This is a genomic window from Seonamhaeicola sp. S2-3, from assembly GCF_001971785.1.
In the GTDB taxonomy this organism is placed as follows: Bacteria; Bacteroidota; Bacteroidia; order Flavobacteriales; family Flavobacteriaceae; genus Seonamhaeicola.
Genome location: NZ_CP019389.1, coordinates 677652 through 691805, shown reverse-complemented (window position 1 = coordinate 691805; position 14154 = coordinate 677652). Strand labels below are relative to the sequence as shown.

Below are 14154 nucleotides of genomic sequence, written 5' to 3'. Positions count from 1 at the left end.
TTAATTAATAAAAATTTATAACGAGTAAGTTTTATATGAAAAACCTATTATTATTTTTATTATTAGCCGTAACTGTATATTCATGTAAAAAAAATAATCAACTTGAAGCTGATATTGCACAAATAAATATTGATGTTGAAGTTGAAAGATTTGACCAATTTTTTGCAGAAACCAATGCAGAAACCCTTCCTAAATTAAAGAAAGCATATCCGTTTATGTTTTCAAAAAAATATAAAGACTCGTTTTGGTTAGCTAAAATTAATGATACATTACAGCAAATGTTATCTTCAGAGGTAAATAAAACCTTTAGCAATTTTAGTGATACAGAAGCTGAAATTGAATCACTATTTAATCATATAAAATATTATTTTGAAGCATTTAACCCACCAAGAGTTATTACTACTACCAGTGATGTTGATTACAGAAATAGAGTCATAGTAACAGATACTATTGCTATTATTGCTTTAGATAATTATTTAGGAAGCAATCACGAGTTCTATACTAATATCCCTAAATATATTAAAAGTCATTTTAAAAAAGAACAAATAGTAGTTGATTTAGCTACAGAATATGCCAAAAAATATATTCATCAAGCGCCAAATAAAACCTTATTAGATGAAATGATATACTTTGGAAAACAGTTGTATTTTAAAGATGTAATCATTCCTTTTAAAACCGAAGCACAACGCATTGGGTACACAAAAGATGAGCTAAATTGGGCAAACATCAATGAGAGTGATATATGGCGCTATTTTGTAGAACGCGAATTACTTTTTAGTACAGATTCTAAATTACCTAGCAGATTTATAAACCCAGCACCATTTACCAAATTTTATTTAGAAGATATAGATGCCAATTCTCCAGGTAGGTTAGGGCAGTATATCGGATGGAAAATGGTTAGAGCTTACATGAATCAAAATAAGGTATCGCTTAAAAAAATGCTAATTACCAGTGCCGAAGAAATTTATAATAACACCAAATATAAACCTAATAAATAATGCCTAAAACACACACCTCTAAGATAGAATTGAATGTAGAATTAGATGAAAATAGAGTGCCAGAAAAACTATTTTGGTCTGCAGAAGATGGCGGTATCACTAACCAAGAATCTAAAGCCATGATGCTTAGTGTTTGGGATTCTAAAGCGCAAGAGTCTTTACGTATAGATTTATGGACTAAAGATATGCCAGTTGATGAAATGAAAGTGTTTTTTCATCAAACCTTAGTTGCTATGAGTAATACCTTTAATAGAGCTACGCAAGACGAAAAAATGACAGCTACCATGAAAGATTTTTGCGATTATTTTGCCGAAAAGTTAGAACTTAAAAAGTAACATTATAATTAGGGCGTTCCCAAGCTAAGGCTTGGGCGGGCTTTCCGCGTTACACGGTAACTTGCTTCAATCCCTAACGCGTTTAGCGTCGTTAATTTCTTTGTCTAAATGATCTAAATATAAGATACCATTTAAATGGTCTATTTCGTGCTGAAAAATAACAGATGTAAAACCTTCAATAGTTTCAGTTTTATGCTCAGCATTAGCGGTGTCATATTCAATATTAATAGTTTTAGATCTACAATTTAAAGTTTCTGTTCTATCAGGAATAGATAGGCAGCCTTCTTTTACAGTTAATTTTTCTTCAGAATATTTGGTAATCTTGGGGTTTAAATACACTTCAAACGGAAAATTTTCTTTATCAAATCGTTGTACCCAAATAATATTTTTTAAAATACCAACTTGTGGTGCTGCAATGCCAACACCTAAAGACATACTATCTGTAACTGTAGCATATAGTCTTTTAATTAACATTTGTTGCACCTTATCTTTTGAATTGGGTTTTATATAAGTGCTTTTTGTACGTAGTAAAACAGAATCTTTTTTGTTGGTAATTTTATAAACACGCATTGGGGTTAAAGAATCGGCCGATGTAATTAACGTAATTTCTGTTTTAGAGAAACTGCTTTTTGAAGCGTTTTTAGTACTAGAACACCCAATAATTAAAAATATTCCAATAACTATTAAGAAACTTTTTTTCATTAAAGCAAAATAATTAAATGCCAACTTATCTATCTACCATTCGTTTATACGATTGGAATCTAATTTAATAAAGATAAATATTAAAATGGTAAAAGCCCATAGCCCAGAGCCACCATAACTAAACATAGGTAACGGAATGCCAATAGTTGGTATTAACCCCATTACCATACCAATATTAATTAAAAAATGAACAAAAATAATAGAGGCAACACCATAACCATACACTCTACTAAATTGTGATTTTTGTAATTCAGCTAAATGTAAAATTCTTAAAATGAGTAGAACAAACAGAATTACAACAAAAGAAGAACCTAAAAAACCCCATTCTTCGCCAACAGTACTAAAAATATAATCGGTATGTTGTTCTGGTACAAATTTACCTGTGGTTCTGGTACCTTCCATAAAGCCTTTGCCACTAAAACCACCAGATCTTATGGCTTTTTCAGACTCGTTTAAGTTGTAAGCAAATGTTCTTTTCATTTGCTCTAGTTTTGCGGGGTCTTTTTCTAGGCGTAACCATAAACTAATGCGGTCTTGCTGGTGTGGTTTTAAAATAGATTCGTAAAAGAATTTTACTCCATAAGAGATTCCTACAGATAGTATAAAAATAAAGAGTGACTGAAAAAAATTAATTTTCTTTTTATTAAAAAAATAGAAAACAAAAATGAGTACACCTGCTATAATTGATGTAAAAATGGCTCCAAATTTTAGAGCTAAAATAGCTATAATTAAAGCAGAAACTCCAATGGTTAGATAGTATTTTGGCAAGCCTTCTCTATATAAAACAAAAAAGAAGGCACCATAAACAATGGTGCTTCCGGTGTCATTTTGTAATAAAACTAGTAATGCAGGAATTGCAATAATAGTGAATGTTTTTAGTTGGTCTTTAAAGACTTTTATATTAGTGTTTAAGTCACTTATGTGTTTAGCTACTGCAAGCGCTGTGGCTGCTTTAGCAAACTCACTAGGTTGAATAGTAAAACTGCCAAAGGCATACCATGATGTAGCGCCGTTTACATTTTTACCAAATATAAAAAGACCTACTAGTGATAGCATTGATAAAATGTAAATAACACTAGAAAAACGTTCATAAAACTTAGCGTCTATGGCTAAAAGTATAACTATAAGACCAAAGGTTAAAAATATAAAAATGAGTTGTTTACCGTATGATTGTGAAAAATCGAAATAATTTAGCGTGTCTCCAGTATGTGATGCAGAAGCAATATTTAACCACCCAAAACTAACCAATAATAGAAACAGGATAATGGTTATCCAATCAAATTTAAAATGTCTATCTGTTAGCCTCATTGTATGGTAAATTATTACAGATTATTATCGGTGTATAATCCTTTAGGCATAGGCACAATTTCTTCGCGTCTGTCGTTTATAGTAAAGGGTTCACCTAAATAAGGTTTTTGATATTCAAACTCTAAACTACGTGTTAAAACCCAATTTTCTAAATCTTTTCTGGTAGTATGCCCTTTAATATATTTTTCAATCATTAAACTAGCAATTCTACCTGCATAAATAGAGCCATAGTGACCATTTTCAACAAAAACAGCAATGGCAATTTTAGGGTCATCTTTAGGAGCAAAAGCAATGAATAGCGAATGGTCTGTTAATTGGGTTCTAACACCATCAATAACTGTAAAGTTTTCTGCAGTTCCTGTTTTACCACAAATTTCTATACCTGGTATTTGTAAAAAATGTGCGGTACCACCATTGTCGTACACATCAAAAAGGCCTTCTATTACTGGTTCAAAATATTTTTTATCTATAGTAGTATGCCTAATGGTTGTGAATTTTTCATCAATAGGCTCATTTCCAATAGATTTAATAATATGTGGTGTATAGTAATATCCTCTATTGGCTATAGCTGCAGTCATATTAGCTAAATGAATAGGAGTTACTAAAATTTCCCCCTGTCCAATGGAGTTAGAAATAACCGTGGTTGCACCCCATTTAAAGTCTGGATACCATTTATCGTAATAGGCACCATTAGGAATATTTCCTTTTTTCCCAATGGGTAAATCGGTTCCTAAATATTGTCCTAAGCCAAAACTTTTAATGTGTTTGCTCCATTTGTCCATAGATTTACTTGCATCTGGATATAAATCTATAGTTTTTCTAAAAGCTGTTGCAAAATATGAATTACAAGATTTGGCAATACCTTTTCTTAAATCTCTTATTCCACCACCACAGTGACATCCCATTTTACCACGTCTTCCATAATGATAAACACCAGTACATGTTACGGTGGTTTCTGGAGTGATAGCTTGCTCTTGGAGTGCAGCCAAAGCAACTAATGTTTTAAATGGAGACCCAGGCTCATGGACTCTTAATAAACCTTTATCTATAAGAGGTAGGTGAATACTGTCTCTATAGAGTTTTGTGTAGTTTTTAGAGCGTTTTCTTCCTACTAATAAATTAGGGTTGTATGATGGAGCAGATACCAAAGAAAGAATTTCGCCTGTTTTGGGTTCAATAGCTACAATGCCTCCTTTTTTATTTCGCATCAACAATTCGCCATACTCCTGTAATTGGGTGTCAATGGTAATAGTAATGTCTTTACCTTGTTGAGGAATGGTGTCAAATTTTCCATCTTTATAAGGTCCTATATCTCTATTAAACCGGTCTTTTTGAATAAATTTAATTCCTTTTACTCCTCGTAATTCCTTTTCATAAGATAATTCAACCCCCTGTTTGCCTATTAAATCACCCATTTTGTAATATGGATTGTTCTGCATTTGGCTTTGATTTACTTCTGCAATAAAGCCTAAAACATTGGCACCTACTTTGGTTTGATAATCTCTTAAGGAACGTTTTTGAATATAAAACCCTTCAAATTTTCGCATTTTTTCTTGTAAAACAGCATAGTCTTCTTTAGATAAATGCGAAACAAAAACATAAGGTAATCTTGGTGAATAACGATATGCTTTTTGATATTTTTGAATAAATTGTTCTTTACTAATTTTTAAAAGCGAGCAAAATTCTAAAGTGTCTAGAGGTTTTACCTCCCTGGGTATCACCATTACATCGTAAGATGGTTGATTTGAAACTAGTAGTTTTCCGTTTCTGTCGTATACAAAACCTCGTTTGGGGTAATCGTATACTTTTCTAATGGCGTTGTCTTCAAATAAATCTTGACCTTCAAAAGAATAAATTTGAAGATAAAATAACCTTGAAATAAACAAAACTCCAACAAGAATTACAGAACCAAAAAGTAAAAATTGTCTCATTTATTGTTTCTACTGAAAATAATGGATATTATAATGCTTAATAAAATAGTAAATATACTAGAGAATAACGTTTTTTGAAGGATTAAAAGTATTTTAGAAATGCTAAAAATTTCTAATGAAAATAAAACAAGGTGGTGTGCAATAACTAATAGTGTTATATATGTGATTTTAACCCCAAAGCTTACGGCATTAAACCTTACACTTTGGTATTCATAAACTGTACCAAATGAGGATTTTAAAATTACGGGTCTCATATAAGCAGCAAGTACACTTGCAGCTGCATGTATGCCACCTGTATCTAAAAACAAATCTATAGATAAACCTAGTAGGAAACTTGAAAAAATAAATAACGGCCTATTGTTTTTTACAGGAAAAAAAGCAATAAACAAAATATAAACATAAGGGTTTATGTAGCCTAAAAAATTAACGTGGTTAAAAATTAAGACTTGTGCAAAAACAAGTGCAAAAAACCTGATGATATGTCCGGTTAAACTGTTATTCATTTATAAGACTATTAATTTCTTCTTTATGAATATTTTCAATAACATAAACATGTTCTAGGTTAGTCATGTCGTTAAACAGTTTTACGTTTATTTCATAAAAGTTTTCGGCTATATCATGTTTATAATCTTCAATGGTGCCAATAAGAATACCTTTTGGAAAAATTGAAGATTGCCCAGACGTGATGATGGTATCTCCCTTTTTAACATTAGCGTTTATGGCAATATCTACTAATTGAACTATTTGTGGATTCTCCCCATTCCATTCTAATGATCCATAGTGATTGGTTTTTTTTAATCCAGCACTAATTTTACTAGTTGAATTTAAAATAGAAATTACTGTAGCAAACTGGTTGCTGGTTTTGTCAACAATACCAACAATTCCTTTGGTTGTTATAACACCAAAATCTTGTTTTAAACTATCTCTTTGACCTTTATTTATTAAAAGAATATTATCTGTTAAAGAATAGCTGTTTTTGATAACATTGGCAGAATAAAATTTATATAGTTTACCAGAAGAGGTCGTATTTGTAAAAGTAGAATCTTTAGTTGTATTTATGTTGAAAAGTTGTTCGCGTAGTCTGTTATTTTCTTCAGCAAGTAGTTTGTTTTGAGATTTTAAACTTAAATACTCACTAAAATTATTTAAAGAGTTATAAACGCCTCCACTTAAAAAGTTAGCAGAATTTATAAATTTACTTTTATGGTAAGAGTGCGATTGTATTGTAAATACAATTGAGATGAAAAATAGCGATAAGAACAACAGAAAGTTTTTATTCCGTATTATAAAATTTATAATCTGTTGCATGTTCTAACGCCCTATTTTATCAATACACTTTTGTATTTATCTAAATTTTTAAGTGTAATACCTGTACCTCTAACTACCGCACGTAATGGGTCTTCGGCAATATAAACCGGAAGGTCTGTTTTTTGAGACAAACGTTTATCTAAACCACGTAACATAGAACCACCACCAGCTAAATATATTCCTGTATTATAAATATCAGCAGCTAATTCTGGAGGTGTTTGAGATAAGGTTTCCATTACGGCATCTTCAATACGAAGTATTGATTTATCTAAGGCTTTGGCAATTTCTCTGTACGATATAGAAACTTGTTTTGGTTTACCGGTTAATAAATCACGTCCTTGAACACTCATGTCTTCTGGGGGTAATTCTAAATCTTCGGTTGCGGCTCCAATTTGAATTTTAATTTTTTCAGCAGTACGCTCACCTACATACAAGTTATGTTGTGTGCGCATGTAATATACAATGTCATTTGTAAATACATCTCCCGCAATTTTAACCGATTTATCACATACAATACCACCTAAAGCAATTACAGCAATTTCAGTGGTACCACCACCTATATCAACCACCATATTTCCTTTTGGTTGCATAATGTCAACTCCAATACCAATAGCAGCTGCCATAGGTTCGTGTATTAGGTAAACCTCTTTACCGTTTACACGTTCTGCACTTTCTTTTACGGCTCGCATTTCTACTTCGGTAATGCCAGAAGGGATACAAATAACCATTCTAAGAGCAGGTGTAAAAAACTTCTTTTTTAATGCAGGTATGTTTTTAATAAACATACTTATCATTTGTTCAGAAGCATCAAAATCTGCAATAACACCATCTTTTATAGGACGAATGGTTTTAATATTTTCATGGGTTTTACCTTGCATTAAGCTTGCTTCCTGTCCTACTGCAATTATTTTTCCCGTAACTCTGTCTCTAGCTACAATGGAAGGAGAATCAACAACAACTTTATCATTATGGATAATTAGCGTATTGGCTGTACCTAAATCTATTGCAATTTCTTCGGTTAGGAAGTCAAAAAAGCCCATGTATTTTTAGTGGTTTTATTAAGTTAGTAATTGAAATCTTGTAAATGTAATAAAAGTTAATAAAAATATACGCTATACAAGCACCGAAAATGCTAATAATTTTAGGCGTATCATTCTTATACGTTTTTTATCGGTTTTTAGACTTGCTAATTAACTTTTTAATGTTTGAAATGACGCGTGCCAGTCATTACCATAGCTACATCATTTTCATTACAATAATCAATACTTAATTGGTCTTTTATAGAACCACCAGGTTGTATAACAGAAGTAATACCAGCTTTTTTTGCTATTTCTACACAATCTGGGAAAGGAAAAAACGCATCACTAGCCATAGCAGCTCCATTTAAATCGAAATTAAAAGAATTGGCTTTATGGATGGCTTGTTGTAAAGCATCAACACGACTAGTTTGTCCGGTTCCGCTAGCGCAAAGTTGTTTGTTTTTTGCTAAAACAATGGTGTTAGATTTTGTATGCTTACAAATTTTTGATGCAAATAATAAATCCTCAATTTGAGCGTCGGTAGGAGCTATGTTGGTAACATTTTTCAAATCGGCAGCTGTATCGGTTACATTGTTTCTGTCTTGTAATAAAACGCCATTTAAACAACTTCTTACATTCATTGCAGGCATTTCTACATCATGAATTTTAAGTAAAATTCTGTTCTTTTTACCTTTTAACAATTCTAAAGCTTCTGTGTTAAAAGAAGGTGCTATTACAACTTCACAGAATAATTTGTGAATTTCTTCGGCGGTAGCCAAATCAATTTCTTTATTACTAATTAAAACACCACCAAAGGCAGAAACTGGATCTCCGGCCAATGCATCAATATACGCTTGTTTTAAAGTGTCTCTTTGAGCTAAACCACAGGCGTTGTTATGTTTTAAAATAGCAAATGTTGGTGCATCATTTTTAAATTCTAACATTAAATTTACAGCAGCATCAACATCTAAAAGATTGTTATAACTCAATTCTTTACCGTGAAGTTTTGTGAAAAGTTCATCAAAATTTCCGAAGAAAAAACCTTTTTGGTGTGGGTTTTCTCCGTAACGCAATGCTTTGCCTTTGGTTTCGCTTACTTTTAAAGCAGCTATTTCGTGATTCTGATTAAAATAGTTGAAAATAGCAGAGTCGTAATGTGACGATACGTTAAAAGCTTTGGTAGCAAAACGTTTTCTGTCTTCTTCAGAAAGGGTTCCGTTTTTCTCTGTAATTAATTCTAAAAATTCGGCATAATCATCAACTGATGATACACAAACAACATCGGCATAATTTTTTGCAGCGGCTCTAATTAAAGAAATACCACCTATATCTATTTTTTCAATAATATCTTGATTGCTAGCACCAGAAGCAACCGTTTTTTCAAACGGATATAAATCTACAATAACCACATCTATTTGCGGGATGTTATATTCTGCTAATTCAGCTACATCACCATCATGGTTTTGTCTATTTAAAATACCTCCAAAAATTTTAGGATGAAGTGTTTTTACACGCCCTCCAAGAATTGAAGGATAAGAAGTTACATCTTCAACAGGAACAACATTTATGCCTAAATCGTTAATGAACTTTTCGGTTCCACCAGTAGAATAAATGGTAACACCTTGTTCGTTTAATTTTTTTACAATAGGTTCTAAACCGTCTTTACTGAATACTGAAATTAGGGCAGATTTGATAGTTTTTTCGTTGCTCATTCCTGTTTGTTTTTTAAATACTTATTGTTGTGGTAATGAGTATTTAAGATTATTTTATGGTTAAATTTTTAATAAAGTGCAAAAGTAACTATTTGAACCAAAAAATAAACGCAACAACTATAAAAAAAGCAATGTTTTTTTAACCAAAAACGGAAGTTATTAACAACTATAAAATTTCAGCTACTTTTTGGCAAACAAACTCTAAAAAACGTTCGTCTGCTTTAGTAAATGGGTCTGGTGTATTAGAATCTATATCAATCTGACCGATATTTTTACCGTTTACAAAAATGGGGATTACAATTTCTGCCTTAACCGTAATGCTACAAGCAATATAATTATCTTGAGCAGCTACATCGGGAACTACAAAATTTTGGTTACTTACAGCTACTTGCCCACAAATACCTTTGCCAAAAGGAATTACTGTATGGTCTGTTGGTGCACCAACATAGGGGCCTAATACTAATTCTTCTTTATCTCCGTTTCTAAAATAAAACCCAACCCAATTATAGTATTCAATGTGTTTTTCTAGCAGTTTACAAATAGCTAGTAATTTGTTATTAACACTAAGTTCTGTTTTAGAAATAATGTTGTCAACTTCGGGTTTTAGCTGCTCAAAATTCATATTTTAATTTCAATTTTTGAGTAAAAGTATTTAAAAAGGTGTAATTTCGGTACTCAGATTCATAAAATATTTTTATTGAAAACACTTCTTATAAAATATAAAGCGGTAATAAAGTTTATTTTTAAGTTTTTATTGGTTTACATTGGGTTTTCATTACTATATAGTTGGTATTTACAAGTGTCTGATGGTTCAAAATTTTATCCAGATTACGTTACTAATTTGGTTGCTATACAAACTGAAGCAATAATAAATATTTTAGGTTATAATTCAGAAGTGCAACCGCACCCCGATGAACCTTCTATGAAAGTAATTGTAAATGGAAACTATTTGGGTAGGGTTATTGAAGGTTGCAATTCAATTAGTGTTATTATTTTGTTTGTTTCTTTTATAATTGCTTTTTCTGGAACATTTAAAACCACTTTTTTGTTTTTACTTTCTGGTAGTGTGTTAATTTATGTGGTTAATTTATTAAGAATAGTGTTGTTATCTCTTGGTTTGTATCATTACCCTGAAAAACAACATGTTTTACATACGGTTGTTTTTCCAGCTATTATTTATGGAATGGTGTTTTTATTATGGATTTTTTGGGTGAATAGGTTTTCTAAAATTAAGACAGCACATGAGTAATTTAACCAAATACATTTTGCTGTTTGTGCTTTTTGGGTTACTTGTTTTAATCCGGATTTTTGAGAATGATTTATTTTATGATCCTTATTTGGTGTTTTTTCAAAATGATTATTTATATGTTGATAGTCCTAGACGAGAAGTTGCTAAACTTGTAGCTTTTACAACACTTCGTTATGTGTTAAATACTATAATATCGTTAGCTATTTTATTTGTTGTTTTTAAAGATAAAGGTGTTATTAAGTTTTCTGTTTTAGTTTATGTTATAGCCTTTGTTATTTTACTTTTTATTTATTTATATTTTGTTATAAATCCAAAACAAGAAGACTATTACATGTTTTTTAATGTACGAAGGTTTTTAATTCAACCTATTATTTTGTTATTGTTATTACCTGCTTTTTATTACAATAAAATAAGGAAGTAAAATGTTAATCATTTAATAAAACGGGTATATAAAATATAGGTTTTGTATTTTTGTACTGTGATAAAAGCATTTTTACATAAAAGTTTTTCAGTTACTTTAGCATTGTTAGTGTTGTTTTCAACGGTGTCTTTTACCATTGAAAAACACTATTGTGGTGATGTTTTAGTAGATGTTGCTCTATTTACTGGGGCTGAAAAATGTGCTATGGAATCACAAGAATTAGCTTCACAAAAAATTACAAAAAAACATTGCTGTAAAGATGAAGTAGATGTTATTAAAGGACAGGATGAGCTTATAAAGTCTTTTGACGATTTAGATTTTGAACAGCAATTGTTCATAACATCATTTGTTTATACTTATCATAATCTTTTTGAAAGTTTGCCAAAGCAAACCATACCACATAAAGATTATACCCCACCAAAATTAATATCCGATATTTTAGTTTTAGACCAAGTTTTTTTGATTTGATTTAAGCATATTTTTCATTTCCGCAAGAGTAGAAATTTTAAAAACAATGTTATTAAATCAAATACATAAAAATGAAACAATTATTATATATGTTGTTTCTAATGCCACTACTATTTAGTGCACAAGAGCAAATTAGTGGTGTAATATTAGAAGCAAATACACAAAATAAAAATATAAGGTTAGCAGGTGCTAATGTATATTGGTTAGGTACAGAAGTTGGAACTGTGACTAATATTGATGGAGAATTTACCCTTCAATATAAAAAAGAATACACCAAGTTAGTTATAAGTTATGTTGGGTATAAAACCGATACACTAACTATTACAGCACCTAAAACTATTAAACATTATTTACAACCAACAGATAATTTAGATGCTGTAACAATAACTTCAAGAAAGCAAGCAACTGCAAAGTCTTACTTAAAAGCAACCAATACCCTTACGGTAAGTAGTGACGAATTGCTAAAAGCAGCTTGTTGTAACCTTTCAGAAAGTTTTGAAACAAATCCGTCTATAGATGTCAATTTTGCCGATGCCATTACAGGAACACGCCAAATAAAAATGTTAGGATTAACAAGTCCTTATATTTTAATAGCTACCGAAAATATTCCGTCCATTCGTGGGGCATCACAGGCTTTTGGTTTAAGTTTTATTCCAGGTACGTGGGTAGAGAGTATACAAATTACCAAAGGAGCTGGTAGTGTAGTTAATGGTTTTGAAAGTATTGCAGGACAAATAAATGTAGAACTTGTAAAGCCTACAACTGATGATGCTTTCTTTGTGAACTTATATGGAGCAAGTAGTGAGCGTTTTGAAATTAATACTCATATAAATACTAAGGTATCTGATAAATGGAACACAGGTTTGTATATTCATGGTAATTCACACCAAGCAAAACACGATGTTAATGATGATGGTTTTTTAGATATGCCACTCTATAACCAAATAAATATAATGAACCGCTGGCAGTATACAGATGCTAATAAGGGCTTTGTTAGTTTTATAAATTTGAAATTTTTAAATGATGAAAAACAAACTGGCGAATTAGATTTTAATCCAAATACCGACAAGTTAACAACAAACTATTGGGGAAGCGAAATAGATACCAAGCGCTATGAAGTATCAGCTAAATTTGGTTATGTAAACCCTAATGTACCTTGGCAAAGTTTAGGGGTGCAAACCGCTTTTAGTAGTCATGAACAAAAGTCATATTTTGGCTTAAATGAATACAATATAACGCATAATAGTTTGTATGCCAATGCCATTTATAATTCAATAATAAGTGATTCTCGTAATAAAATAAAAACAGGAGTAAGTTATACTTATGATCATTATAACGAATTTGTAAATACAACAGATTATGAGCGTACCGAAAATTCAGTAGGAGCGTTTTTTGAATATAGTTATGATAATTTAGAGTTACTAAATCTTACGGCAGGTGTGCGTATAGATCATCATAATTTATTAGGTACATTTGTTACACCTCGTGTGCATGTGCGTTATTCGCCTTGGAGTAAATCGGCTTTTAGAGCTTCTTTTGGTAGAGGTAAACGAAGTGCCAATATTTTCACCGAAAACCAACAAATGTTCTCAACCTCTAGACAAATTAATATTTTAAATACTGGTGGTGCTGTTTACGGATTAGATCCTGAAATTGCATGGAATTATGGTGTGTCTTATTTACAAGGGTTTAATTTTTTGGGAAGAAAGGGAGATGTTACTTTCGATTTTTATAAAACCGATTTTAAAAATCAAGTAGTAGTAGATTGGGAAACACCTACCGAGATTAATTTTTATAATCTTGATGGTAAAAGTTATGCCAATAGTTTTCAAACAGAAATAAACTACACACCTTTTGAAGGAGTAGATTTACGTACCGCCTATAAGTATTATGAAGTAAAAACCGATTATAATTCTGGAAAATTAGAAAAACCATTAACACCTAAACATAGGTTTTTTGCTAACATAGGGTATATAACAAATCGTGAAGAAGGTGCAACAAGCCGTTGGAAATTTGATGTTACTTATAATTGGTTAAGTAATCAGCGGTATGCTTCTACTGCTAGCAACCCAGTGCAATATCAATTACCAGAAAGAACGCCAACCGTAGCAACTCTTAATACACAAATTACAAAAGTGTTTTCTCCTAAATTTGAAGTATATTTAGGTGGTGAAAATATCACCAATGTTAGGCAATCAAATCCTATTTTAGGAACAGATGACCCCTTTGGTGCTAATTTTGATTCCACTTTTGTTTATGGTCCAATTTTTGGAAGTATGTATTACGCAGGATTACGATATAGAATTAATTAACTAGATTACCCTTAACCCCAAAACATATAAAACAAAAAGAAATGAAAAAATTAATCACAATTACATTATTACTAATAGGAACCGCAACCTTTGCACAAAACAAAAATGCCAAAGCAACTACAGAGGTTGATGGTGTTTGCGGTATGTGTAAAGCGCGTATTGAAAAAGCATGTTTAAATACCAAAGGCGTAAAATGGGCCGAATGGAATGTTGATACCCATGAGTTAAAATTGATTTTTGATGAACGTAAAACTAATCTTAAAGATATTGAAGCAAATATACTAGCTGTAGGGCACGATGTAAAAGATAAAAAAGCAACAGATGAGGCTTATAATTCTGTACACCCATGTTGTAAATATCGTGACATAGAGGTTAAAGAAGCACATTAACA

General features: G+C 31.3%; 15 protein-coding genes. 7 read left to right on the top strand and 8 right to left on the bottom strand.

Features of this window, described 5'->3' with window-relative positions; translation table 11 throughout:
• The first annotated feature begins 35 nt into the window (after positions 1-35).
• Together gldB and gldC are read left to right on the top strand one after the other, a co-directional pair.
• A complete protein-coding gene (gene gldB / locus BWZ22_RS03310; RefSeq protein WP_076697970.1) occupies positions 36-998 on the top strand; it encodes a gliding motility lipoprotein GldB in 963 nt (320 codons plus the stop codon).
• On the top strand, positions 998-1333 hold the full coding sequence (gldC, locus tag BWZ22_RS03305) for a gliding motility protein GldC (RefSeq protein WP_076697968.1): 336 nt from the start codon (positions 998-1000) through the stop codon (positions 1331-1333). The genes gldB and gldC overlap by 1 nt, the downstream gene beginning before the upstream one ends.
• 66 nt (positions 1334-1399) lie before the next feature.
• Here the strand turns inward: gldC and def are convergent, their stop codons facing one another.
• The 8 genes from def to BWZ22_RS03265 form a co-directional block, all read right to left on the bottom strand.
• Positions 1400-2035, bottom strand: a complete 636-nt coding sequence (gene def, locus BWZ22_RS03300; RefSeq protein ID WP_076697967.1) for a peptide deformylase — start codon at positions 2033-2035, stop codon at positions 1400-1402.
• A gap of 33 nt (positions 2036-2068) precedes the next feature.
• Positions 2069-3343: a rod shape-determining protein RodA gene (gene rodA / locus BWZ22_RS03295; protein WP_076697965.1), complete on the bottom strand. Its 1275-nt coding sequence runs from the start codon at positions 3341-3343 to the stop codon at positions 2069-2071.
• A gap of 14 nt (positions 3344-3357) precedes the next feature.
• Positions 3358-5274, bottom strand: coding sequence for a penicillin-binding protein 2 (mrdA, locus tag BWZ22_RS03290; protein ID WP_076697964.1), 1917 nt, complete (start codon positions 5272-5274; stop codon positions 3358-3360).
• Positions 5271-5777: a rod shape-determining protein MreD gene (locus BWZ22_RS03285; protein WP_076697962.1), complete on the bottom strand. Its 507-nt coding sequence runs from the start codon at positions 5775-5777 to the stop codon at positions 5271-5273. Before BWZ22_RS03285 ends, mrdA begins: the two co-directional genes overlap by 4 nt.
• Positions 5770-6582, bottom strand: a complete 813-nt coding sequence (gene mreC, locus BWZ22_RS03280; RefSeq protein WP_076697961.1) for a rod shape-determining protein MreC — start codon at positions 6580-6582, stop codon at positions 5770-5772. The genes BWZ22_RS03285 and mreC overlap by 8 nt, the downstream gene beginning before the upstream one ends.
• An 11-nt stretch (positions 6583-6593) precedes the next feature.
• Entirely contained in the window at positions 6594-7622 is a 1029-nt protein-coding gene (locus tag BWZ22_RS03275) for a rod shape-determining protein (RefSeq protein WP_076697959.1), read from the bottom strand.
• A gap of 158 nt (positions 7623-7780) precedes the next feature.
• Positions 7781-9313, bottom strand: a complete 1533-nt coding sequence (gene purH, locus BWZ22_RS03270) for a bifunctional phosphoribosylaminoimidazolecarboxamide formyltransferase/IMP cyclohydrolase (RefSeq protein WP_076697958.1) — start codon at positions 9311-9313, stop codon at positions 7781-7783.
• 166 nt (positions 9314-9479) lie between these two features.
• Complete coding sequence (locus BWZ22_RS03265; protein ID WP_076697956.1) at positions 9480-9935, bottom strand: GAF domain-containing protein; 456 nt, start codon at positions 9933-9935, stop codon at positions 9480-9482.
• Positions 9936-10010: 75 nt separating this feature from the next.
• Between BWZ22_RS03265 and xrtF the strand changes: the two genes are divergently transcribed.
• From xrtF to BWZ22_RS03240, 5 genes are all read left to right on the top strand, one after another.
• Positions 10011-10562: an exosortase family protein XrtF gene (gene xrtF / locus BWZ22_RS03260; protein WP_076697955.1), complete on the top strand. Its 552-nt coding sequence runs from the start codon at positions 10011-10013 to the stop codon at positions 10560-10562.
• Positions 10555-10983, top strand: a complete 429-nt coding sequence (locus BWZ22_RS03255; RefSeq protein WP_076697953.1) for an exosortase F system-associated protein — start codon at positions 10555-10557, stop codon at positions 10981-10983. Before xrtF ends, BWZ22_RS03255 begins: the two co-directional genes overlap by 8 nt.
• 57 nt (positions 10984-11040) lie before the next feature.
• A complete protein-coding gene (locus tag BWZ22_RS03250; RefSeq protein ID WP_083692168.1) occupies positions 11041-11451 on the top strand; it encodes a hypothetical protein in 411 nt (136 codons plus the stop codon).
• A gap of 71 nt (positions 11452-11522) precedes the next feature.
• Positions 11523-13763 carry a TonB-dependent receptor gene (locus tag BWZ22_RS03245; protein ID WP_076697952.1) on the top strand — a complete coding sequence of 747 codons (2241 nt, stop codon included), beginning with the start codon at positions 11523-11525 and terminating at the stop codon, positions 13761-13763.
• Between the two features lie 41 nt (positions 13764-13804).
• Positions 13805-14152, top strand: a complete 348-nt coding sequence (locus BWZ22_RS03240; protein ID WP_076697950.1) for a heavy-metal-associated domain-containing protein — start codon at positions 13805-13807, stop codon at positions 14150-14152.
• Positions 14153-14154: the final 2 nt, after the last annotated feature.